This window comes from Streptomyces aureus (assembly GCF_000725495.1).
GTDB lineage: Bacteria > Actinomycetota > Actinomycetes > Streptomycetales > Streptomycetaceae > Streptomyces > Streptomyces aureus_B.
The window spans coordinates 526,594-548,523 of record NZ_JNZD01000004.1 but is presented as its reverse complement, the minus strand read 5'-3'; the positions used below and the strand labels follow the sequence as shown (position 1 = coordinate 548,523).

Here is a 21,930-nt window from a genome sequence, read left to right as displayed (position 1 = left end):
AGCCCCCGGACTTATCGAGGCGGCGCGAGGGAAGCCCCCGGACTTTCCGGGAGCGCCTCGGGCCACCCCGATCCGCGGGGCGGAGCCCCGATCCCGCCGGGTACGGCCCCCGATCCCGCCCGGGGCAGCGGGCGCGGCCCCGGGGTCACCGGGGCCGCTGCCCGGTCACGCCTCCGCGGACTCGCCCCCGAGCGCGGACGCGATCCGCAGGTGGGACGCGGCCTCCTCGGAACGGCCGAGGCGCTGGAGGGTGCGGCCCAGCATCAGCCGGGCGTAGTGCTCGACCGGGTCGAGTTCCACCAGGGCGCGCAACTCGTTCTCGGCGCGGCTCAGTTGGGCCGAGTGGTAGTAGGAGCGGGCCAGCAGCAGCCGGGGTCCGGTCTGCTCCGGCACCTCCTCGACCAGTCCGCCCAGGACGCGCGCCGCCGCCGCGTAGTCCTTGGCCTCGAAGAACATCCGCGCCCGCTCCCAGCGCTCCGCGGCCGTCCCGTGGTCGTAATACGTCATGTCCACCACTGACCTCCTTCGACGGGCCACAACCCAGGCCGTTGGTTGAATATTCCACAAGTCGCCGGGGTGAGAGTCGGGCGCCCTGGAGCGGGCCTCCGTCATGACGGCCCCCGGGATTCAGCGGCGCAGGGCCTCCGGAGTGCACGGATCGCCGCCGGGCACCCCGAAGCGGTCACGCCCCGGCGAGTTCCGCGTCGGCCCGCTCCTTCACCAGGGCCAGGACGCGCCCCACGACGGCCAGGTCCTCGGCCGGGATCCCTGCGTAGACCCGGGACGCGATCTCGGCGCCCGCCGTGCGGATCGAGACGAACAGTTCCCGGCCGGCGCTGGTCAGGGTCACTTGGCCGGGCGCCGGCTCCTCCAGCAGGCCCCGGGCGGCGAGTTCGTCGACGGTCCGCAGGGCGGCGGCCTCGTCGATCTTCAAGCCGTCGACGAGCCCGCCGACGACCCGGCTCCGCCCGACCGCGCCGCCGTCGCCGGACGCGGCGGCCCGCAGGGCCACCGACTGCTCGAAGGTGGTGCCGCTGCGGGCCAGCACCCGCTCCAGTGCGGCGCGGCTCGCGTAGTGCGCGAGGCCGACGACCTGCCCGTTGAACGGGGCGACGGGAGTGGCAGGGGCGGAAGAGGTGGAAGGAGTGGCACGGGTGACGGGGGTGCTCATGAGTGCTCCTCGGGTGAGTGCTCGTCGGGAGGCGGCGCGGCCGCGCCGGAACGCGGCCCCGCTCCCGTGTGCGGATCGAGCGGTACGTCGAGCAGGACGGCCAGTTCGCGGCTGAACGCCCGTGTGCGCTCCCCGTCGAGCCCGCCCAGGGGTGCGAGAAGCTGTTCCAACAGCCCCTGGACCACGGAGATGGCACGGCGGGTGACCGCGCGCCCGTCCTCGGTGAGGGTCAGCCGCACCGCGCGGGGGTCGGCCGGATCGCGGGTGCGGTCGAGCAGTCCGGCCGTCTCCAGGGAGCGGGCCAGCTTCGAGACGTAGAGCGGTTCGAGTCCGGTGTGGTCGGCGAGGCGGCGCTGGCTGGGGTGCTCTCCGGCCCGGTGCATGCCGTGGAGCGACGCCACCAGCGAGTACTGCGCGTGCGTCAGACCCAGCGGGCCCACGGCCCGGTCCACCGCGACGCGCCACTTCGTCGACAGGCGCCAGACGAGGAACCCGGGTGTCGCGTTCTCGGAAACGGGCTTCGCTGAACTCATACGAGAAACAGTACATGGCTACTATGTCCATGGCTACTATTTTCGCATCGCACGCCGGCCCCTCGCGACGCGCGCCCGATCGGTCCCGGACTTCGCGCACGCACTCGACGTCAAGACGCGCGTCCGGTCCACCCGCAAGGCCGGTTCTGAGTCAAGTGCCCCTCAATGGGCGGATCGGGCGGTTCGATGGACTGACGAGAGGTGTCCGGCGGGACTAGGTTGTGCGCCATGAGCAATCTTGATCGGGAGTCGGTTCCCGCCCCGTGCGGCGGCCGCGGGTTCGTGGTGGCCGAGCCGGTGCGCGAACTCCTCAGCCCCCGCCGGGTCAGGCTCGGTGAGTCGACCGAGGTCCGCCGGCTGCTGCCCAACCTGGGCCGCCGCATGGTCGGCGCGTGGTGCTTCGTCGATCACTACGGGCCCGACGACATCGCCGACGAGCCCGGCATGCAGGTCCCGCCGCACCCGCACATGGGCCTGCAGACCGTCAGCTGGCTGCACGAGGGGGAGGTGCTGCACCGCGACTCCACGGGCAGCCTCCAGACGATCCGCCCCCGTGAACTCGGACTCATGACCTCGGGCCGCGCGATCAGCCACTCCGAGGAGAGCCCCCGCGCGCACTCCCGGCTGCTGCACGGAGCGCAGTTGTGGGTCGCGCTGCCGGACAGCCACCGGCACACCGACCCGCACTTCGAGCACCACGGCGAACTGCCCGTCGTCACCGCCCCCGGCCTGCGGGCCACGCTCCTGCTGGGCACGCTCGACGGCACGACCTCGCCCGGCACGACGTACACGCCGATCGTCGGCGCCGACCTGGCCCTCGCGGGCGGCGCGGACGTCCGCCTGCCGCTGGAGCCCGACTTCGAGTACGCCGTCCTCTCCATGTCCGGCGAGGCCGAGGTCGACGGCGTACGGATGCTCCCCGGCTCCATGCTCTACCTCGGCTGCGGCCGCACCGAACTCCCCGTGCGCGCCGGGAGCGACGCCGGCCTCATGCTGCTGGGCGGTGAGCCGTTCGAGGAGGAGCTGATCATGTGGTGGAACTTCATCGGCCGCACCCAGCAGGACATCGAACAGGCCCGCGAGGACTGGGCCAAGGGCGCCCGCTTCGGTGAGGTGAAGGGGTACGACGGCGCGCCGCTCGCCGCTCCGGAACTGCCCCCGCTGCCGCTGAAGCCGCGGGGCAGGGTGCGCTGACCGGACCCGCCCCGACCGGCGGAACGGGCCAGGACGCCCACCTGCTCGGTCCGAGACCGGGCCGGGACGCCCACCGCCTCGGGCCGAGCGCTCGCCGAAAAGGCCACCGCCTCGGCCCGAGGGCGGGCCGAGGCGGACAAGGACGGACAAGGACGGACGGGAACGTACGACGGCGAATCCGGTGCGTCGGGTCGGTCAGAGGACGGGAGCCGTCCCCGCCGCGCCGCCCTGCACGTCCCGCCGGGACAGCGCCAGATAGGCCACGAAGCCGACGATGGCCACGGTCCAGGACGCGGTGACCGGGCCGAGGCCGAGCCCGAGGCCGCCGCGGGCGTGCCCGAGCGCCATCCAGTCGGCGACCGAGGCCCCGAGCGGGCGCGTGATGACGTACGCCGTCCAGAACGCGGTGACGGCGTTCAGGGAACCCCAGCGGTGGGCGATCGCCGGGACCGCGATGGCGACGGCGTACACGACGGCCGAACCCAGGTAGCCCAGGCCGACGGTGGCCGAGAGGTCCCCGGCCGCCGTGCCGAGCGCGAACGTGGCGAGCACGGTCGCCCAGTAGAAGACCTCGCGGCGGCGGGTGCGGATGCTGTGGATGGACAGGGTCCGCTCGCTCGCGTGCCAGACGGCGAACACGGCGCCCAGCGCCACCAGGAAGAGCGGTGTGGAGATCACGTACGGCACGCCGAGGCCGACGTGGAGCACGTCCGCGGCCATCGTGCCGAACACGCTGACCATGACGATCGCCGTCCAGTAGATCCAGGCGACGTACCGGCGCACGGCGAACTGGAGCGCCAGCGAGGCCGCCAGCGCCAGTCCGCCGAGGCCCACGGCGGGGACGGGCCCGAGCACACGGGCCAGGAGGTCGGAGGCCGTTTCGCCCATCCCGGTGGTCAACACCTTGATCACCCAGAAGTACAGGGTGACTTCCGGGACCTTGCTCGCCAGGACGGCTGCGGGCGGGACGGACGGGGACGTGCGGGCGAGGTGCTCGGTGCTCATGCGCGGCACCTTGACACGCCCGGGCCCCCGAGCCCCAGAGGGCTTTGCCATGGCTTGGACGCTTGCGGGGCAGGATTTGCCAGGAGCCGCGACGAGCCTGAACGCAACCTGAACGGCCCGGCGTCATCCCTGGTCGGGGCCCTGATCACGGTGATACGAAGGGGGGTCGTGGCGGGCCCGTCGGCCGGACCGTGCCGTCACGCGAGTCCGCGCGCCCACCGTGCCGCTCCGTCCTCGTGGGTCCGCGCGTCGACCGGGCCACTCCGTCCGCGGCGGTCCGCCCGCCGACAGGGCCACGCCGTCCCGTCGGTCTGCTCGCCGGCCGGGTGGCCCCCCGTCGGTCGTGGCACCGAGCGGACCTGCCGCCCCCGTCGGTCGGCCACCGGACCGTTGCGTCCCGTCAGTCGTCGCACCGACCGTCCCCCGCCGTCCCCGTCAGTCCGCGCTCACCAGCACCACCTCCAGGGTGCGCGGACCGTGCACCCCCTCCACCCGGTCCAGTTCGATGTCGCTGGTCGCGGACGGGCCGGAGATCCAGGTCAAGGGGCGTGTCGGGTCCAGCCGTCCGAGCGCCTGGGGGACGGACGCCACCACCTGGCCGGGGACGCGCACGACGCAGATGTGGTGGTCCGGGACCAGGGTGATCCGGCGGCGGCCCTGGTCCGGGCCCCCGTCGAGGACGATCGTGCCCGTCTCGGCGATCGCGACGGCGCAGCCGGTCACCACACTCCCCACCGCGTCGAGTTCGCCGGGCGTGCTCCCGGCCAGGTCGTCGACCGGGGCGGGATCGGCCGCAGACAGCCACACGGACGGGAGCCCCGGCGGCACGAGCACCTGCCGTGATCCGCGCCGGTCGAGCAACCGCGCGACGAGGTCCGGCAGTTCCTCCTCCGTCGCGCGGTGCACGATCGCCCGGTAGTCCGCCAGGTTCTCCGCGAGGAGGTCCACCGTTTCCGCAGGGCTCCGCGCCCCGTGCTCGCGCAGATAGCTCCGGCCGACGGCTTGCTCGTACGAGGAGTCCCCGTCCTCCGGCCCGGGCTCCGGGGGAGCGCCGTCCTCCCCGGATCCGTCCGCGAGGGCCCGGCGCACCCGGCCGAGGATCAGGTCCCTGCTGCTCACTTCGTCACGTCCTTTCCGCCCCGGGTCCGCTGCCACCAGTCACGGAACGACTCCGCGGGGACCGCGGGCAGTTCACGGCTCCCGCTCCACGCCCTGCCGGGGCCCGGCAGGGTGCGCGGGTGGAAGCGGCGGGTCCGGGAGGCCAGCCGCTGTCCGGCCCGCAGGGCGCCGGGACGGCCCAGCGCCCAGCGCGCCGCGCGCATGGCCGCCCGTTCGGCGGCGTGTCCCCTGGCCGGCCTGAGCACGACCGTGTTGCCCTCCCGGGTCACCGGCCCGCCCTGCGCGATCCGCTCCCGCAGATGGACCAGGACCTCGGGGATGTCGATCGCGACCGGGCAGACCTCGTAGCAGGCGCCGCACAGCGAGGAGGCGTACGGCAGCGAGGCGTCGATCTCGCTCGCCGTGCCCCGCAGCTGGGGGCTGAGGATCGCGCCGATCGGACCCGGGTACACCGAGCCGTACGCGTGGCCCCCCGCCCGCTCGTACACCGGGCAGACGTTCAGACACGCCGAGCAGCGGATGCAGCGCAGCGCCTGGCGTCCGACCTCGTCGGCGAGCGTGTCGGTGCGCCCGTTGTCCAGCAGGACCAGATGGAGGGCGCGAGGGCCGTCCCCGTCCGTGGTCCCGGTCCACATCGAGGTGTACGGGTTCATGCGCTCGGCCGTCGAGGAGCGCGGCAGGGTCTGCAGGAACACCTCCAGGTCCCGCCAGGCCGGCACGACCTTCTCGATGCCGACGACCGAGATCAGCGTCTCGGGGAGGGTCAGGCACATGCGCCCGTTGCCCTCGGACTCGACGACCACGAGGGTGCCGGTCTCGGCGACCATGAAGTTGGCGCCGGAGATGCCGACCTTGGCGCGCAGGAACTTCTCCCGCAGATGAAGGCGGGCCGCCTCCGCCAGCTCGGCCGGCGTGTCGGTGAGGCCTTCGGGGGCCGCCCGGCCCCAGGCGCCCATCTCGCGGACGAAGATGTCACGGATCTCGCCGCGGTTGCGGTGGATCGCCGGGACGAGGATGTGGGAGGGCCGGTCCTCGCCCAACTGCACGATGAGCTCGGCGAGATCGGTCTCGTACGCGCGGATGCCCGCGGCCTCCAGCGCCTCGTTGAGTCCGATCTCCTGCGTGGCCATCGACTTGACCTTGACGACCTCGCTCTCGCCGGTGGCCCTGACCAGCTCCGTGACGATGCGGTTGGCCTCCTCGGCGTCGGCGGCCCAGTGCACGACACCGCCGGCCGCGGTCACCGACTCCTCCAACTGCACCAGATAGCGGTCGAGATGGCGGAGCGTGTGGTCCTTGATGCGCTTGCCGGCGTCGCGCAGCTCCGCCCAGTCGGACACCTCGGCGACGGCCTTGGCGCGTTTGGTGCGGATGGTGTGGGTGGCGTGGCGCAGATTGCCGCGCAGGGTCGTGTTGTTGACTGCCTCGTGCGCCGCCTTCGGGAAGGCCGGCATACCGACGAACGTTCCGCTCATGCTCCCGGCTCCTCCGTGCTGGCGAGGATCTCCGCGATGTGCACGGGCCGCATCCCCGTTCTGAGGCGGCCCATCGTGCCGCCGATGTGCATCAGACACGAGTTGTCACCGGCGCACAGCACCTCGGCGCCCGTCGACTCGGCGTTGCGTACCTTGTCGGCGCCCATCGCCGCGGAGACGTCGGCGTTCTTGAGGGCGAAGGTGCCGCCGAAACCGCAGCACTCCTCGGCGCCGGGCAGCTCCCGCAGTTCGAGCCCCTTGACCGCCTGAAGCAGCCGCCGCGGACGGTCGCCGAGCCCCAGTCCGCGCAGCCCGTGACAGGTGGGGTGGTAGGTGACGGTGTGCGGGTAGTACGCGCCGACGTCCGTCACGCCGAGGACGTCGACGAGGAACTCGGTCAGCTCGTACGTCCTCGGCACGACCGGCGCCAGCGTCCTGGCCAGGGCGTCGCCCCGCCCTTCCGCGCGGGCCCGTTCGCCCATCCGCGGGTACAGCTCCCGCACCATCGCCCCGCACGACCCGGACGGCGTCACGATCGCCTCGTACTCCCCGAACACCTCGGCGAAGCGCCGGGCGAGCGGTTCGGCCTCGTGACGGTAGCCGGTGTTGTAGTGCGCCTGGCCGCAGCAGGTCTGTCCCATCGGGAAGTCGACCTCGACGCCCAGCCGGGTCAGCAGGTCCACCACGGCCCGGCCGGTGTCCGGATACAGCGTGTCGTTCACACAGGTCAGGAACAGGGCGACACGCATCGCGGCTCCTCGGGGTCGGTCGTGGACGGGTGAAGGGTACGCGGCGGGCGCATGCGGGCAGGCGGACACGCGCCCGCCGTCCGGGCGGCGGGTCCCACCGGGCGCGGCGGACCGTGCCGTGACGGGAGGCTCACGGTGTGCCGAGCCTCGCCTCGGCCGCGCGCCAGGCCGCGGTGCCGCCCCGTGGCTCGTAACGGCGCAGCGGCTGGGTGCGCGCGACGAGTTCGCGCATCCCGGCCCGGTCGCCGACGAGTCCGCCGGCCCGTGCCTGGACGAGGACGTTGCCCAGGGCGGCGGCCTCCGCCGGGCCCGCCACCACCGGCAGCCCGCAGGCGTCGGCGGTGAGCCGGCACAGCAGCTCGTTGCGCGTGCCGCCGCCGACGATGTGCACGACGTCGACCGGATGGCCGGCCAGCGACTGGGCCTGCTCGATCGCGCGGCGGTGCGCGAGCGCGAGGGAGTCGAGGATGCAGCGGGTGATCTCGGCGCGGGACACCGGGACCGGCTGCCCCGTCGCCCGGCAGGCGTCGGCGATCCGCGACGGCATCCGGCCCGGCGCGAGGAACGCCGCGTCGCCCGCGTCCACGACGGACCGCAGCGGCGCCATCTCGCCCGCGGCCGCGAGGAGTTCACCCAGATCGGGGTCGCCCCACTCCCGCACGCACTCCTGGAGCAGCCACAGGCCCATGATGTTGCGCAGATAGCGGACGGTGCCGTCCAGGCCGAGCTCGTTGGTGAAGTTGGCGGCCCGGCTCGCCTCGGTGAGCACCGGAGCGTCCAGTTCCAGACCCGCCAGGGACCAGGTGCCGGTGCAGATGTAGGCGAACCGCTCCCCGGTCGCGGGGACGGCGGCCACCGCCGAGGCCGTGTCGTGCGAACCGACCGTCGTCACCGGAACCGGGCCGGTCGTCCCGGTCTCCTCCAGCACGTGCGGCAAGAGGGTCCCGGCCGGGTCGCCGGGACGGCGCAGCGGCGGGAACAGCCCGAGGTCGATACCGAGCCGCTCCGCGAGACCGTGGGACCAGTCGCGGGTCCTCGGGTCGATCAGCTGGGTGGTGGAGGCGTTGGTGAGCTCGGTGCCCAGCTCGCCCGTGAGCCAGTACGCCAGCAGGTCGGGGACGAGCAACAGATGCCTGGCGGCGTCGAGTTGGCCGGAGGAGCGGGCCGCCGCCAACTGGTAGAGGGTGTTGAAGGGCGCGTACTGCAGCCCCGTGGCCGCGTACAGCTCGGCGGCGGGCACGGTCGCCCACACCTTCTCCGCGACCCCCTCGGTGCGGGCGTCGCGGTAGTGCACCGGGTTGCCGAGCAGCGCCCCGTCCGCGTCCAGCAGCCCGTAGTCGACCGCCCAGCTGTCGATGCCGACGGAGTCGACCGGCCCCGCCGCCCGCAGTCCGTCCAGGACGCCCGCGTACAGCCCGAGGATGTCCCAGCGCAGGCCCTCGGGAACGCGGACCGGCCGGTTCCGGAAGCGATGGGCCTCGGACAGCGAGAGCGTGTCCGGTCCGACGCGGCCGACCATGACGCGCCCGCTGGACGCGCCGAGATCGACGGCGGCGTAGGAGCGCGCCGGGGTGCCGCGGGCGGGGGAGACGTGCGGTGAACCCATCGGCTTCATCGCAGGAACGCGGCGGCGACGCCGGCGTCGACGGGGATGTGCAGCCCGGTGGTGTGGGTCAGGTCCCCGCCGGTCAGGGCGAACACTGCGGCGGCGACGTGCTCCGGCAGCACCTCGCGCTTGAGGATGGTCCGCTGGGCGTAGAACTCGCCGAGCTTCTCCTCCTCGATGCCGTACGTCGCCGCCCGCTGCGCTCCCCAGCCGCCCGCGAAGATGCCCGAACCGCGGACGACCCCGTCCGGGTTGACCCCGTTGACCCGGATGCCGTGCTCGCCCAACTCGGCTGCCAGGAGCCTTACCTGGTGGGCCTGATCGGCCTTGGTCGCGGAGTAGGCGATGTTGTTCGGACCGGCGAAGACCGCGTTCTTGGACGCGATGTAGACGACGTCGCCGCCCAGCTTCTGCGCGGTCATGACCCGGGCCGCCTCGCGCGAGACCAGGAAGGAGCCGCGCGCCATGATGTCGTGCTGGAGGTCCCAGTCCTTCGCGGTGGTCTCCAGGAGCGGCTTGGAGATGGAGATGCCCGCGTTGTTGACCACCAGGTCGACGCCGCCGAAGGCGAGCACCGCCGCCCGGAAGGCCGCGGCGATCTGCTCCTCGGAGGTGACGTCGACCGTGACGGCGACGGCCTTGTCGCTGCCGCCGAGCTCCTCGGCGACGGCGGCGGCGTTCTCGCCGTTCAGGTCCGCCACGACCACACAGGCGCCCTCGGCCACCAGGCGTTCCGCGATCGCGCGGCCGATCCCGCTGCCCGCGCCCGTGACCAGGGCGATGCGGGTGGCGAGGGGCCTGGGCTTCAGCATGCGCCGGAGCTTGGCCTCCTCCAGGGCCCAGTACTCGATGCGGAACTTCTCCGACTCCTCGATCGGCGCGTACGTCGAGACGGCCTCGGCGCCGCGCATCACGTTGATCGCGTTGACGTAGAACTCGCCCGCCACCCGCGCCGTCTGCTTGTCCTTGCCGAAGGAGAACATGCCGACCCCGGGGACCAGCACGATCGCCGGGTCGGCGCCGCGCATCGCGGGGGAGTCGGGCAGCGCGTGCCGCTCGTAATAGGCCGCGTACTCGACCCGGTACTCGGCGTGCAGCTCCGTGAGCCGGGCGACCGTCTCGTCGAGGGAGGCGGCCGGCGGGAGGTCGAGCACCAGCGGCCGGACCTTGGTGCGCAGGAAGTGGTCGGGGCAGGAGGTGCCGAGGGCCGCGAGCCGTCCGTGCTCGGCCCGCGCGAGGAAGTCGAGGACCTCCTCGGAGTCGGTGAAGTGACCGACCTGCGGACGGTCCTGGGAGGCGATGGCCCGGATGTACGGGGCGAGCGCGGCGGCCCGTTCGCGGCGGTCGGCCTCGGGCAGGGCGCCGTAGCCCTCCAGGACGGGACCGAACGGCTCGGGCCTGCCCTTCTCCTCGAGGAACGCCTCGGCGGTGCGGATGACGTACAGCGAGTTGCGCTCGCACTCCTCGGCGGTGGCGCCCCAGGCGGTGATGCCGTGGCCGCCGAGGACGCAGCCGATCGCCCCGGGGTTGGCCTCCTTGACCGCCGCGATGTCCAGCCCGAGCTGGAATCCGGGCCGGCGCCACGGGACCCACACCACCCGGTCGCCGAAGCACTCGGCGGTCAGCTTCTCCCCATCGGCCGCGCAGGCGAGCGCGATCCCCGAGTCCGGGTGCAGATGGTCGACGTGCGGGGCGTCGACGAGCCCGTGCATCGCCGTGTCGATGGAGGGCGCGGCACCGCCCTTGCCGTGCAGGCAGTAGTCGAACGCGGCGACCATCTCGTCCTCGCGCTCGACGCCCGGGTACACCTCGGTCATCGCGCGCAGCCGGTCCAGGCGCAGCACCGCGAGCCCGCCCTCGGTGAGGGTGCCGAGGTCTCCGCCGGACCCCTTCACCCACATCAACTCGACGTCACCCCCGGTCACGGGGTCGCTGCCGGTGCCCTTCGCGGAGGCGTTGCCGCCCGCGTAGTTGGTGTTGCGCGGATCAGCGCCGAGCCGCCGAGCCCGACCCAGCAGAGCGACGGCTTCAGGATGGGATGCCATGTTCCAGATCCTTCGGAGGAGAGGGGAAGAGGAGTGCCCCGTCAGGGGCGCGGGGAACTGCGCGAGCGGCCACGACGAGACGCGCGGTCGGCGGCCCACCGCCATGGGGCAGACGCCTCACAGGCTCGTGTGGAGGAGGGGCGAGGAGAAGCGCCCCAAGGGCGCGGGGAACTGCGCGACCGGCCACGACGACACGCGCGGCCCGCGGCCCCCGGAATGGGGCAGACGCGAGGCGGTGAGGTGGCCGCCCCGGTCCCGCGCTTGGAAAGCGGTCCTCGGAGCGGGGGCAGACGCGAGGCGGTGAGGCCGCCTCGGTCCCGCACTTGGAAAGCGGCCCCCTGCGCAAGGGGGCTAGGCCCCCCACCCCGCCTGGGTGCCCCCGACCCGCTCGGCGGCGATCCGCTCCGCCCACCCGGACCGGTGGTACGCGGCCACCGGATCGGGGTCGAGCCCCAGCTCGGTGCGAACCTCCGCGAGCAGCGGACGCACGTCCGTGTTGTAGGCGTCCATCAGCACCGCGTTGGCCGCCAGCACGTCCCCGTCCCGCTGCGCCTCGGCGAGTGCGTCGCGGTCGACGAGGAGGGCCTTGGCCGTGGCCTCCTGGACGTTCATCACGGACCGGATGATCGCCGGGATCTTCGCCTCGATGTTGTGGCACTGGTCGAGCATGAAGGCGACGTCCGGGGTGAACCCGCCGCCCCGGATCACCTCGTACATGATCCGGAACAGCTGGAAGGGGTCGGCCGCGCCCACCATCAGGTCGTCGTCGGCGTAGAAGCGGGAGTTGAAGTCGAACGCGCCGAGCTTGCCCTCGCGCAGCAGCGTGGCCACGATGAACTCGATGTTGGTGCCGGGCGCGTGGTGGCCGGTGTCGACCACGACCTGCGCCTTGGGGCCGAGCCGCAGGCAGTGCGCGTACGCGGTGCCCCAGTCGGGGACGTCGGTCGCGTAGAAGGCGGGCTCGAAGAACTTGTACTCCAGCAGCATCCGCTGGTCGTCGCCGAGGCGCTCGTAGACCTGCGCCAGCGCCTCCGCGAGCCGGTCCTGGCGTGCGCGCAGGTCGTCCTGGCCGGGGTAGTTCGTCCCGTCGGCGAACCACAGCTTCAGGTCCCGCGACCCCGTCGCGTCCATGATGTCGACGCATTCCAGCAGATGACCGACGGCCTTGCGGCGCACCGCCGCGTCCGGGTGGCAGACGGAGCCGAGCCGGTAGTCGTCGTCCTGGAAGGTGTTGGAGTTGATCGCGCCGAGCCGCAGACCGCGCTCCTCGGCGTGCTTGGCGAGCGCCGCGTAGTCGTCGGTCCTGTCCCAGGGGATGTGCAGGGCGACGGTCGGGGCCGCGCCGGTGAACGCGTGCACCTGGGCCGCGTCGTCCAGCTTCTCCCGCGGGGTCCGGGGGACGCCCGGTTGGGCGAAGACCTTGAACCGGGTTCCCGAGTTCCCGTACGCCCACGACGGCGTCTCGACGGCCTGGGTCTTGAGCGCGGCCTTCACCGCGGCGAACTCGGTCACTTCGGGACTCCTACGACTTCGAGGGGACTGCATGTCCGACGGCTTGCCGAACCGTTCGCGGAGGGTGTCCCGGGTGCTCCCCGAAGGACGCCCGAGGGACCTCGACCCGTGCTGTTCACCGGGTCGGTCGCCCTCAGCGGCTGAAACGATTCAGGAGCCGAAGCTATGAGCGCCCCGAAGGACTGTCAACCCCTCTCGCCTGGATCGTTCGCTGTGAACCTGTTCGGTGCCGGGCCGCCGAAGAATTTGAAGACGAACCCATTGACGTCACCTGGGTGGCATGCCTAACGTCCCGGCAACCCAATTGAAACCTTTCACGACGTCGTGGGGCCGTCCCGCCGGCGTCGTCGAGGAGCCCCTCATGACCCACCCGTCCGACAAGGGACCGGCCCCGGTGCTGGCGCTGAAGGACATCTCGAAGTCCTTCGGCGCCGTACGCGCCCTGCGGGACGTGTCCCTGGAACTGTTCCCCGGCGAGGTGCACGCGCTCGCCGGAGAGAACGGCGCGGGCAAGTCGACCCTCATCAAGACCCTCGCCGGCGTGCACCGACCGGACGCCGGACAGGTTTTGCTGGACGGCGCGCCCACCGTCTTCCACGGACCCGCCGACGCCCGTGACGCGGGCATCGCGGTGATCTACCAGGAGCCGACGCTGTTCCCGGACCTGTCCATCGCCGAGAACATCTTCATGGGCCGTCAGCCCAGGCGGGCCCTCGGCCGCATCGACCACAAGGCCACCCACGCGGCGACCGCGGCCCTCATGAAGCGCCTCGGGGTCGAGCTCGACCCCGAACGTCCGGCGCGCGGACTGTCCATCGCCGACCAGCAGATCGTGGAGATCGCCAAGGCGCTGTCCTTCGACGCCCGCGTCCTGATCATGGACGAGCCGACCGCCGCCCTCACCGGCAGCGAGGTCGCCCGGCTGTTCGGCGTGGTCCGCACCCTGCGCGAGCAGGGCTCCGCGGTGCTGTTCATCTCGCACCGGCTGGAGGAGATCTTCCAGATCTGCGGGCGGGTCACGACCCTGCGCGACGGGGCCCTCGTCTCCAGCGAGCCGCTGGAGGGCATGACGGAGGACGACCTGGTCCGCCGGATGGTCGGCCGCGACCTCGACGAGCTCTACCCCAAACAGCACGTCGAGGCGGGCGACGCGGCGCTCAGCGTGCGCCGGCTGACCCGCGAGGGCGTCTTCACCGACGTCTCCTTCGACGTCCGGCGCGGTGAGATCGTCGGACTCGCCGGTCTCGTCGGCGCGGGCCGCACGGAGGTCGCGCGGGCGGTGTTCGGCGTGGACCGCTGGGACGCCGGAGAGGTGGAGGTCGACGGCAGGGCGCTGACGAACGGCGCCCCCTCCACCGCGATGGCCGCCGGTCTCGCGCTCGTGCCCGAGGACCGGCGCGCCCAGGGCCTGGTGATGGACATGTCCATCGAGCGCAACATCGGACTGACCGGACTGCGCACCACCGTCAGGGCCGGCCTGATGGACCGGGGCGCCGAACGCAGCCGCTCCCTCGACTGGGCGGTCAAGCTCCAGGTGAAGTACGCCCGGATCGCCGACACCGTCTCCACGCTCTCCGGCGGCAACCAGCAGAAGGTGGTCCTCGCCAAGTGGCTGGCCACCGGCCCCAAGGTGCTGATCGTGGACGAGCCCACCCGTGGCATCGACGTCGGCACCAAGGCCGAGGTGCACCGGCTGCTCAGCGAGCTGGCCGCCGACGGGGTGGCCGTCCTGATGATCTCCTCCGACCTGCCCGAGATCCTCGGCATGGCCGACCGCGTGCTCGTCATGCACGAGGGCCGCCTCACCGCCGAGATCGCACGCTCCGAAGCCACCGAGGAATCCGTGATGGCCGCCGCCACCGGGAGGGCCGCCGCATGACGGTCACCGCGCCCACGCCCGCCCCCGCCACCGAAGTGCCCAGGTCGAGCGGCACCCGGCTGGTGGACCGCGTCTTCAAGATGCGCGAACTCGCCATCCTGGCCGTCTTCCTGGTGATGATCGCCGTCACCCAGCTCGGCAACAGCGAGTTCCTGTCCGAGCAGGGCATCAAGGACCTGCTGCTGAACGCGACCATCCTCGTGCTGGTCGCCACCGGACAGTCCCTCGTCGTCATCACCCGCAACGTCGACCTGTCGGTCGGCTCGACCCTCGGCGTCAGCGCCTTCGCGGCGGGCACCTACCTCCAGGGCGGCGGCCACCCCGTCGTCGCCGTGCTCCTCGCGGTGCTGCTCGGCATCGGCTGCGGACTCGTCAACGGGGCGCTCGTCAGCCTCGGCCAGGTCCCCGCCCTCGTCGTGACCCTCGGCACGCTCTACATCATCCGCGGCATCGACTCCATCTGGGTCGGCTCCCGCCAGATCACGGCCGCCGATCTCCCCGGCGGATTCGTCGACTTCGGCTCCGGCGGCTTCTCGGCGATCCCCTATCTCGCCCTGATCGCCCTGGCCGTCCTCGTGGTCGCCGCGTACTACCTCAAGCACTTCGGCAGCGGCCGCGAGCTCTACGCCCTCGGCTCCAACCCGGAGGCCGCGCGCCTGGCCGGAATCCCCGTACGGTGGCGCATCCTCACCGCGTACACCGTCTGCGGCGGACTCGCCGGACTCGCCGGCGCGATGTACCTGGCCCGGTTCGGCAACGTCGACTCCGCCACCGGCAACGGCTACGAACTCACCGTCGTCAGCGCCGTCGTGGTCGGCGGCGTCGTCTTCACCGGCGGCTCCGGCAGCGTCTACGGAGCCGCGCTCGGAGCCCTGCTGCTCACCTCCGTCAACAGCGTCCTGCCCGCCCTCGGCGTCAGCTCCGTCTGGGTCCTCGCCATCAACGGCGTCCTGCTCATCCTCGCCATCGCGGTCGACCGGGTCGTCGCGCTGCGCGTGGCCTCCGCCCTGAAGAAGAGGAACGCCCGCCATGGCTGACTCCGCCCTCTCGCGCGCCGTCCGCTGGGACACGGCCGTCGGCGCCCTCCTGATCGTCCTGCTGCTCCTCTCCTTCTCCTTCGTCGACGGGTTCGGCAACGCGCTCAACCTGTCGTTCCTGATCGGCAACACCCTGCCGATCGCACTGATCGCCCTGCCCATGACCCTGCTCGTGGTGGCCGGCGAGATCGACCTCTCCGTCGCCTCCACGGCCGGCCTCTCGGGATCCGTCATGGGCGCCCTGTGGAACCAGGGCATGGCCATCGAGACGATCATCCCGCTGTGCCTGGTCCTCGGCGTGGTGTGCGGGCTGGTCAACGGTCTGCTGGTGACCCGCCTCGGACTGCCCTCCCTCGCCGTCACCATCGGCACGCTCGCCGCCTACCGGGGCATCGCGCAGATCGTGCTCGGCTCCGACGCGGTCACCGACTTCCCGGCCCCGTACCAGGACTTCGCGTCCGGACGCATCGGGGACACCTTCGTGCCCCAGGCCCTCCCGGTCTTCCTGGTGCTGCTCGCCGTCGCCGTGGTCGTGCTGCACGCCACCCCCTTCGGGCGCTCCGCGTTCGCCATCGGCGCCAGTGAGGAGGCCGCCCGGTTCGCCGGCATCCGGGTCAAGCGGCAGAAGCTGCTCCTGTTCGTCGCGACCGGCCTCATGGCCTCGCTGACCGGCGTGTTCTGGGCCCTGCACTACGCCAGCGCCCGCTACGACAACGCCACCGGGCTCGAACTGTCCGTCGTGGCCGCCGTCCTGCTCGGCGGCATCGACTTCGACGGCGGCAAGGGCACGCTCGGCGGCGCGATCGCGGGAGTCTTCCTGCTCGGCTCGCTGCAGAACGTGATGAGCCTCCTGAACGTCTCCGCGCAGTCGCAGATCGTCGTCACCGGCGTCCTGCTCGTCGTCTCCGTGCTCGGCCCCCGGGTCGGGCGCCAGATCTCCGTGGCGAGGGCGGGCCGCAGAGCCGCCGCCTCGGCTCCGGTCTCGTAATTCCGTTCCGCTCACCCTCGTAAAGGAACCCTCACCCATGCGCAAGTCATCGATCCGCCGTGCCTGTGCGGCGCTCGCCGCCGTCACCTCCATCGCCCTCGCCGTCACCGCCTGCGGCGGCACCACCAAGAACGACGTGAAGGACTCCGGCGGTTCGGGTGCCGCCGCCGGCGCCAAGGCCGACCCGAACGCGGCCACCAAGAAGGGCCTGACCGTCGGCTTCCTCCCCAAGGCCGTCAACAACCCGTACTTCACCTCCGCGGACAAGGGCGGCGAGAAGGCGCTGACCGAACTGGGCTCGAAGTACAAGGAGGTGGGCACCAACAGCGCCACCGACACCAGCGGCCAGGTGAGTTACGTCAACACGCTCACCCAGCAGCAGGTCGACGCGATCGCGGTGTCCGCGCAGGACCCGGGTGCCCTGTGCACCGCGCTCAAGCAGGCGATGACGAACAAGATCAAGGTCGTCACCTACGACTCCGACACCAAGACCGACTGCCGCAACGCGTTCGTCTCGCAGGCGAGCGCCGAGGACCTGGGCCGGACCGAGGTGCAGCTGCTCGCCGAACAGATCGGCTACAAGGGCGAGATCGCGATTCTGTCCGCCGCGCAGACCGCGACGAACCAGAACACCTGGATCGACTACATGAAGGACGAGCTGAAGGACCCCAAGTACAAGGACGTCAAGCTGGTCAAGGTCGCCTTCGGCAACGACGAGGCCCAGCAGTCCTTCCAGCAGACCCAGGGCCTGCTCCAGGAGCACCCGGACCTGAAGGGGATCATCTCCCCGACCACGGTCGGCATCAAGGCGGCCGCGCAGTACCTGTCCGGCTCCAAGTACAAGGGCAAGGTCAAGCTCACCGGCCTCGGCACCCCGAACGACATGCGCAAGTACGTCAAGAACGGCACCGTCGAGGCCTTCGAGCTGTGGGACCCGGCCAAGCTCGGCGAGCTGGCCGCGCGTACGGCCGTCGCGCTCTCCTCGGGGCAGATCACGGGCAAGGAGGGCGAGACCTTCAAGGCCGGTGACATGGGCTCGTTCACCATCGGCAAGGACGGCGTGATCAGCCTCGGCAAGCCCACCGTCTTCGACGCGAAGAACATCGACCAGTTCGACTTCTGACGTCCCGCCGGGCCGGTGCTCCACCGTTCGCGCCGGCCCGGCCCCAGGCCCCGGAGGGTCATCGATGCAACGCGTGTGCTTCCTGCTGAAGGTCCGAGCGGACCGCCTCGACGCGTACCGCGAGCGGCACGCCGCCGTGTGGCCCGAGATGCGCGAGGCGCTCTCGGCGACCGGCTGGCACAACTACTCGCTCTTCCTGCGTGAGGACGGCCTGCTGGTCGGCTATCTGGAGACCGAGGACTTCGCGGCCGCGCGGGCCGCGATGGAGGCCACCGACGTCAACGCCCGCTGGCAGGCGGAGATGGCGCCGTTCTTCACCGCGCTGGACGGCGCCCGCCCCGACGAGGCCATGAAGCCCCTCACCGAGGTCTTCCACCTGGCCTGACCCACCGTCCAACCCACCGCGAAGGTCCGCCGACGGTCCGCCGCACCCGGGTCGCCCGCACCGCACCGTCCGGGTCCCGCCCGGCCCGCACCGCACCCCACCGCCCGCCCGCCCGCCCGATCGAGGAGCCCGTACATGAGACGACGCACCGTACTGACGACGGCCCTGCTGGGTGCCGTGGCGGGCCCCGCCCTCACGGCGGGGACGGCCCGGGCGGCCGCCCCCGGCCCCTCGGTCACGCGGACCGGCACCACCGTGCTCGACTCCCGGGCGCTCTACTTCGTCTCCTACGACGGGCTGGTCAACAACAACTCGTTCCAGAAGAACGGCCTGCTGACCTACCGCGGCCACCAGTACGCGGCCTGGTACACCGCGGACCGCAGTGCGGTCGTCGCCCGCCGTGCGCTGGGGGCCGGCGGCTGGTCCACGATCACGCTCGGCCACAAGCTCAAGAGCGACGACTCGCACAACGTGATCTCCATGGGCGTCTCCCGGACGGACGGCCGGCTGCACCTGAACATGGACTCCCACAGCGACGGCTTCTTCTACGTCAAGTCGGTGGCCGGGCTGCTCGACAACCCGGCTTCGACGGCCTGGACCTCCGCCGTCCTCGGGGCCGTCCAGACCTCCCTGGACGGCCTCGCGCCCACTTCGCAGTTCACCTATCCGCAGTTCGTGGCGACCCCGGAGGGCCGCCTCCAGCTCAGCTACCGCGCCGGTGTCTCGGGGAACGGGCGCAACGCCCTGGCGGAGTACGACGGTTCGTCCTGGACCGCGCTCGGCGAGTGGTCCGCCTCCACCGGGACCTACACCAGCGCGCACGGGTCGAGCACCGCCCGCAACATGTACCTCCACGGCATCGACTACGACGTGAACGGCCGGCTGCACGCCTTCTTCACCTGGCGCGAGCAGAACGCCGCCGTGATGTGCAACGCGGGCGGCATCACCAACCACGACACCGGCTACGTCCACTCCACCGACCGGGGCCGCACCTGGCGCAACGACGCGGGCACCCTCGTCGCCACCACCGGGAGCGCGGACACCGTCGCCGTCACCGACGCCGGACTCGTCGTCGACGCGCTCGGCCCCGACCACTCCCTGATGAACCAGGAGAGCCAGGCCACCGACTCGGCGGGCCTCCCGCACGCGATCATCAGCTATGTCCCCGGTCGCTTCGGACAGTGCACCACCGACTACGTGAAGGACCGGACGGCCAACGGCCGGGCCTTCCATCTCCGCAAGGGCTCCTCCGGGGGGTGGACCAAGACCGAGATCCCGGTCCCGCTCGGCTCCAGCCAGCGCACCAGGCTGGTCCTGGACCGGTACGACAACGCCTACGCGATCCTGCCGTTCGGACGGATCGCGGGCGCGTCGAAAGCCTCCGGGCACACCGACTGGACGCTCCTGTCCGACGGCGCCGGCCTGAACGCCTTCGGCGAGGTCGTCATCGACGAGACGCGTGTCCCACAGGACGGAACGCTGTCCGTGATGTACCAGGAGAAGTCGAGCGGGGCCACGCCGTCGGCCCTGCACGTCGTCGATCTCGCACTGCCCTCATGACCACTGTTTCCGGCCTGCCCGCGGGTAATCTGAGGGCCGGCCTGCCGCTTCTCGTTCTTCTGGAGGTTCCCGCCCGATGGCCCAGTCGGTGGGTATCAAGGACGTCGCCCGTGCCGCCGGGGTCTCCGTCGGTACGGTCTCGAACGTGATCAACCGCCCGGACTCGGTGGCCTCCGAGACCCGGGCACGCGTCCAGTCCGCCATAGACCGGCTCGGCTACGTACGCAGCGAGTCGGCCCGCCAGCTGCGGGCCGGGCGCAGCCGGATCATGGGCCTGCTCGTGCTCGACATGGGCAACCCGTTCTTCGTGGACGTCGCCCGCGGCGCCGAGCGCGCCGCACGGGAGGCCGGGCTCGGCGTGATGGTCTGCAACAGCGCGCAGTCCCCGAGCGAGGAGGCCGACTACCTGTCGCTCTTCGCCGAGCAGCGGGTGCGCGGGGTGCTGCTGACGCCCTCGGACGCCAGCGGGCGCAACATCGAGGCGTTCCGCCGCAACGGCATCCCCTTCGTCCTCGTCGACCGGGTCGCCGAGGGCACCACCGAGTGCTCGGTCTCGGTCGACGACGTGGCGGGCGGCGCGCTGGCCGTCCGGCACCTGGTGGACGCCGGACACCGCTCCATCGCGTACGTCAGCGGACCGCCAGGACTCAGCCAGGTGAGGGACCGCCGTACGGGCGCGCTGAACGCCCTGTGCGAGGCGGGCCTCGGCCCGGAGAACCTGCGCGAGCTGCCCACCGAGCGGCTCGACGTGGCCGCGGGGCGTGACGCCGGAGCCCGGCTGCTCGGCCTCGCCGAGCGCCCCACCGCCGTGTTCTGCGCCAACGACCTGCTCGCCCTCGGGGTCCTCCAGGCCATGTACGCGGCCGGCGTCGGCGTCCCCGACGACCTCGCGATCGTCGGCTACGACGACATCGAGTTCGCCGCCGCCGCGGCCGTCCCGCTCACCTCCGTGCGCCAGCCGGCCGTGACCATGGGCGCCCTCGCGGCCGAGCTGCTCCTGGAGGAGATCGACGCGGAGACGGCTCCCACGCCGCACGAGCACCGCCGGGTGGTGCTCCAGCCGGAACTGGTCGTGCGCCGCTCCAGCCTGGCGGCGCGCTGACCAGCGGTTCAGTTCCCGGTCATCGCACTGCTGAGTCACTGTTCAGTTCATCTTCCCGGTCCCCGGGCCGCGGAGCCCGGGCGACATGTGCTCAACTGGGACGGCCTGGAATCCGTACGTCTCGGGAGACCTGTTGACCGTCAGCTACCGCCAGCCCGGTGTCGTCCTCACCGACCACCGCTTCACCGTGCCGCTCGACCACGACCGACCCGACGGCGAGAGCATCGAGCTGTTCGCCCGGGAGGCCGTCGCGAGCGACAAGGCGCACCAGAACCTGCCGTGGATGGTCTACCTCCAGGGCGGCCCCGGTTTCGGAGCGAATCGTTTCGTCGGCCGCCAGGCCTGGCTCGACCGGGCGCTGAAGGACCACCGGGTCCTGCTCCTCGACCAGCGCGGCACCGGAGCCTCCACCCCCGCCAACCGGCAGACGCTCCCGCTGCGCGGCGGCCCCCGCGAGCAGGCCGACTACCTCGCGCACTTCCGGTCCGACTCCATCGTCCGGGACTGCGAGGCGATCCGGCCGGCCCTCACCGGCGGGGCGCCCTGGACGGTCCTGGGCCAGAGCTTCGGCGGCTTCTGCGCCGTCCGCTACCTCTCCAGCGCCCCCGAGGGACTGAGCGCCGCCGTGATCACCGGCGGTCTGCCCTCCCTCGACGGCCACGCGGACGACGTCTACCGCGCCGCCTACCCGCGCATCGAGCGCAAGGTCGCCGCGCACTACCGCCGCTACCCCCAGGACGTCGAGCGCGCCCGCCGGATCGCGGAGTACCTGCTCCAGCACGAGCCCGTGCTGAACGGCGGTTACCGGCTGACCGCCGAGGCCTTCCAGTCCCTCGGCATCCTCCTCGGCGGCAGCGACGGCAGCCACCGGCTGCACTACCTGCTGGAGGACGCGTTCGTCCGCACCCCGCAGGGTCACGCCCTCTCCGACGCCTTCCAGGAGGAGGTCCAGGCACTCCTCTCGTACGCGGGCCACCCGCTGTACGCGCTGGTCCACGAGGCCATCTACGCCCAGGGCGGCCTCCCCACCGCCTGGTCCGCCGAGCGCGTGCGCGCCGAGTTCCCCCAGTTCGACGCGGCCAAGACGCTCGCGGACGACGGGCCGCTGCTGTTCACCGGCGAGTCCGTGCACCCCTGGACCTTCGAGAGCGACCCGGCGCTGCGCCCGCTGCGCGACACCGCCGAGGAACTGGCCGCCCGCACCGACTGGGCGCCGCTGTACGACCCGGCCCGCCTCGCGGCGAACGAGGTGCCGGTCGCGGCGGCGGTCTACCACGACGACATGTACGTCGACGCCGGGCACTCGCTGGCCACCGCCCGCGCCGTCCGGGGGCTGCGCACCTGGGTGACCGACGAGTTCGAGCACGACGGACTGCGGGCCGGCGGCCCGCGCGTGCTCGACCGCCTGCTGGCCCTCACCCGGGACGACGTCTGAGACGTCCGCGTC

Annotated in this window: 19 protein-coding genes; 9 read left to right on the top strand and 10 right to left on the bottom strand. The window is 72.2% G+C overall.

Going from position 1 to position 21,930, the window contains the following annotated elements; genetic code table 11:
- Nucleotides 1-165 precede the first annotated feature (165 nt).
- The 3 genes from IO36_RS08570 to IO36_RS08560 form a co-directional block, all read right to left on the bottom strand.
- Nucleotides 166-513 (bottom strand): tetratricopeptide repeat protein, encoded by a 348-nt coding sequence (locus IO36_RS08570; protein ID WP_037617782.1) that lies wholly within the window; start codon nucleotides 511-513, stop codon nucleotides 166-168.
- Nucleotides 514-682: 169 nt separating this feature from the next.
- A complete protein-coding gene (locus IO36_RS08565; RefSeq protein ID WP_037617780.1) occupies nucleotides 683-1,171 on the bottom strand; it encodes a MarR family winged helix-turn-helix transcriptional regulator in 489 nt (162 codons plus the stop codon).
- On the bottom strand, nucleotides 1,168-1,704 hold the full coding sequence (locus IO36_RS08560; RefSeq protein ID WP_051900165.1) for a MarR family winged helix-turn-helix transcriptional regulator: 537 nt from the start codon (nucleotides 1,702-1,704) through the stop codon (nucleotides 1,168-1,170). Before IO36_RS08560 ends, IO36_RS08565 begins: the two co-directional genes overlap by 4 nt.
- A gap of 228 nt (nucleotides 1,705-1,932) precedes the next feature.
- Here IO36_RS08560 and IO36_RS08555 point away from each other — a divergent pair, with 228 nt between their 5' ends.
- Nucleotides 1,933-2,898: a pirin family protein gene (locus IO36_RS08555; protein WP_037617778.1), complete on the top strand. Its 966-nt coding sequence runs from the start codon at nucleotides 1,933-1,935 to the stop codon at nucleotides 2,896-2,898.
- Nucleotides 2,899-3,093: 195 nt separating this feature from the next.
- Here the strand turns inward: IO36_RS08555 and IO36_RS08550 are convergent, their stop codons facing one another.
- The 7 genes from IO36_RS08550 to rhaI all read right to left on the bottom strand — a co-directional run bounded on the left by IO36_RS08550 (nucleotide 3,094) and on the right by rhaI (nucleotide 12,409).
- On the bottom strand, nucleotides 3,094-3,903 hold the full coding sequence (locus IO36_RS08550; RefSeq protein WP_037617776.1) for a COG4705 family protein: 810 nt from the start codon (nucleotides 3,901-3,903) through the stop codon (nucleotides 3,094-3,096).
- A gap of 435 nt (nucleotides 3,904-4,338) precedes the next feature.
- Nucleotides 4,339-5,022 carry a LutC/YkgG family protein gene (locus IO36_RS08545; protein ID WP_037617774.1) on the bottom strand — a complete coding sequence of 228 codons (684 nt, stop codon included), beginning with the start codon at nucleotides 5,020-5,022 and terminating at the stop codon, nucleotides 4,339-4,341.
- Nucleotides 5,019-6,497 (bottom strand): lactate utilization protein B, encoded by a 1,479-nt coding sequence (locus tag IO36_RS08540; RefSeq protein ID WP_037617772.1) that lies wholly within the window; start codon nucleotides 6,495-6,497, stop codon nucleotides 5,019-5,021. The genes IO36_RS08545 and IO36_RS08540 overlap by 4 nt, the downstream gene beginning before the upstream one ends.
- On the bottom strand, nucleotides 6,494-7,246 hold the full coding sequence (locus tag IO36_RS08535) for a (Fe-S)-binding protein (protein ID WP_037617771.1): 753 nt from the start codon (nucleotides 7,244-7,246) through the stop codon (nucleotides 6,494-6,496). The genes IO36_RS08540 and IO36_RS08535 overlap by 4 nt, the downstream gene beginning before the upstream one ends.
- A 130-nt stretch (nucleotides 7,247-7,376) precedes the next feature.
- Entirely contained in the window at nucleotides 7,377-8,852 is a 1,476-nt protein-coding gene (locus IO36_RS08530; protein WP_037617769.1) for a rhamnulokinase, read from the bottom strand.
- A gap of 5 nt (nucleotides 8,853-8,857) precedes the next feature.
- Nucleotides 8,858-10,897, bottom strand: a complete 2,040-nt coding sequence (locus IO36_RS08525; RefSeq protein WP_037617767.1) for a bifunctional rhamnulose-1-phosphate aldolase/short-chain dehydrogenase — start codon at nucleotides 10,895-10,897, stop codon at nucleotides 8,858-8,860.
- A 351-nt stretch (nucleotides 10,898-11,248) separates the two neighbouring features.
- Complete coding sequence (gene rhaI / locus IO36_RS08515; RefSeq protein ID WP_037617764.1) at nucleotides 11,249-12,409, bottom strand: L-rhamnose isomerase; 1,161 nt, start codon at nucleotides 12,407-12,409, stop codon at nucleotides 11,249-11,251.
- Nucleotides 12,410-12,770: 361 nt separating this feature from the next.
- On the opposite strand from rhaI, the gene IO36_RS08510 reads away from it, so the two are divergent.
- The 8 genes from IO36_RS08510 to IO36_RS08475 all read left to right on the top strand — a co-directional run bounded on the left by IO36_RS08510 (nucleotide 12,771) and on the right by IO36_RS08475 (nucleotide 21,918).
- Entirely contained in the window at nucleotides 12,771-14,288 is a 1,518-nt protein-coding gene (locus tag IO36_RS08510) for a sugar ABC transporter ATP-binding protein (RefSeq protein WP_037617763.1), read from the top strand.
- On the top strand, nucleotides 14,285-15,325 hold the full coding sequence (locus IO36_RS08505; protein ID WP_037617762.1) for an ABC transporter permease: 1,041 nt from the start codon (nucleotides 14,285-14,287) through the stop codon (nucleotides 15,323-15,325). Before IO36_RS08510 ends, IO36_RS08505 begins: the two co-directional genes overlap by 4 nt.
- On the top strand, nucleotides 15,318-16,313 hold the full coding sequence (locus IO36_RS08500; RefSeq protein WP_037617760.1) for an ABC transporter permease: 996 nt from the start codon (nucleotides 15,318-15,320) through the stop codon (nucleotides 16,311-16,313). Before IO36_RS08505 ends, IO36_RS08500 begins: the two co-directional genes overlap by 8 nt.
- A gap of 37 nt (nucleotides 16,314-16,350) precedes the next feature.
- Nucleotides 16,351-17,436: a rhamnose ABC transporter substrate-binding protein gene (gene rhaS / locus IO36_RS08495; RefSeq protein WP_037617758.1), complete on the top strand. Its 1,086-nt coding sequence runs from the start codon at nucleotides 16,351-16,353 to the stop codon at nucleotides 17,434-17,436.
- A gap of 64 nt (nucleotides 17,437-17,500) precedes the next feature.
- On the top strand, nucleotides 17,501-17,821 hold the full coding sequence (locus IO36_RS08490) for an L-rhamnose mutarotase (RefSeq protein WP_037617757.1): 321 nt from the start codon (nucleotides 17,501-17,503) through the stop codon (nucleotides 17,819-17,821).
- A gap of 135 nt (nucleotides 17,822-17,956) precedes the next feature.
- Entirely contained in the window at nucleotides 17,957-19,381 is a 1,425-nt protein-coding gene (locus tag IO36_RS08485) for a BNR repeat-containing protein (protein WP_037617755.1), read from the top strand.
- A 76-nt stretch (nucleotides 19,382-19,457) separates the two neighbouring features.
- Nucleotides 19,458-20,483 carry a LacI family DNA-binding transcriptional regulator gene (locus tag IO36_RS08480; protein WP_037617753.1) on the top strand — a complete coding sequence of 342 codons (1,026 nt, stop codon included), beginning with the start codon at nucleotides 19,458-19,460 and terminating at the stop codon, nucleotides 20,481-20,483.
- Between the two features lie 133 nt (nucleotides 20,484-20,616).
- Nucleotides 20,617-21,918, top strand: coding sequence for an alpha/beta fold hydrolase (locus tag IO36_RS08475; RefSeq protein ID WP_037617751.1), 1,302 nt, complete (start codon nucleotides 20,617-20,619; stop codon nucleotides 21,916-21,918).
- Nucleotides 21,919-21,930 lie beyond the last annotated feature (12 nt).

Bases quoted from the DNA above. Each gene is read 5' to 3' on its own strand.
- IO36_RS08550 (WP_037617776.1), bottom strand. From the start codon at position 3,903: ATGAGCACCGAGCACCTCGCCCGCACGTCCCCGTCCGTCCCGCCCGCA.
- IO36_RS08525 (WP_037617767.1), bottom strand. From the start codon at position 10,897: ATGGCATCCCATCCTGAAGCCGTCGCTCTGCTGGGTCGGGCTCGGCGG.
- IO36_RS08540 (WP_037617772.1), bottom strand. From the start codon at position 6,497: ATGAGCGGAACGTTCGTCGGTATGCCGGCCTTCCCGAAGGCGGCGCAC.
- IO36_RS08565 (WP_037617780.1), bottom strand. From the start codon at position 1,171: ATGAGCACCCCCGTCACCCGTGCCACTCCTTCCACCTCTTCCGCCCCT.
- IO36_RS08500 (WP_037617760.1), top strand. From the start codon at position 15,318: ATGGCTGACTCCGCCCTCTCGCGCGCCGTCCGCTGGGACACGGCCGTC.
- IO36_RS08505 (WP_037617762.1), top strand. From the start codon at position 14,285: ATGACGGTCACCGCGCCCACGCCCGCCCCCGCCACCGAAGTGCCCAGG.
- IO36_RS08485 (WP_037617755.1), top strand. From the start codon at position 17,957: ATGAGACGACGCACCGTACTGACGACGGCCCTGCTGGGTGCCGTGGCG.
- IO36_RS08510 (WP_037617763.1), top strand. From the start codon at position 12,771: ATGACCCACCCGTCCGACAAGGGACCGGCCCCGGTGCTGGCGCTGAAG.
- IO36_RS08480 (WP_037617753.1), top strand. From the start codon at position 19,458: ATGGCCCAGTCGGTGGGTATCAAGGACGTCGCCCGTGCCGCCGGGGTC.
- IO36_RS08555 (WP_037617778.1), top strand. From the start codon at position 1,933: ATGAGCAATCTTGATCGGGAGTCGGTTCCCGCCCCGTGCGGCGGCCGC.
- IO36_RS08560 (WP_051900165.1), bottom strand. From the start codon at position 1,704: ATGAGTTCAGCGAAGCCCGTTTCCGAGAACGCGACACCCGGGTTCCTC.
- rhaS (WP_037617758.1), top strand. From the start codon at position 16,351: ATGCGCAAGTCATCGATCCGCCGTGCCTGTGCGGCGCTCGCCGCCGTC.
- IO36_RS08535 (WP_037617771.1), bottom strand. From the start codon at position 7,246: ATGCGTGTCGCCCTGTTCCTGACCTGTGTGAACGACACGCTGTATCCG.
- IO36_RS08490 (WP_037617757.1), top strand. From the start codon at position 17,501: ATGCAACGCGTGTGCTTCCTGCTGAAGGTCCGAGCGGACCGCCTCGAC.
- IO36_RS08530 (WP_037617769.1), bottom strand. From the start codon at position 8,852: ATGGGTTCACCGCACGTCTCCCCCGCCCGCGGCACCCCGGCGCGCTCC.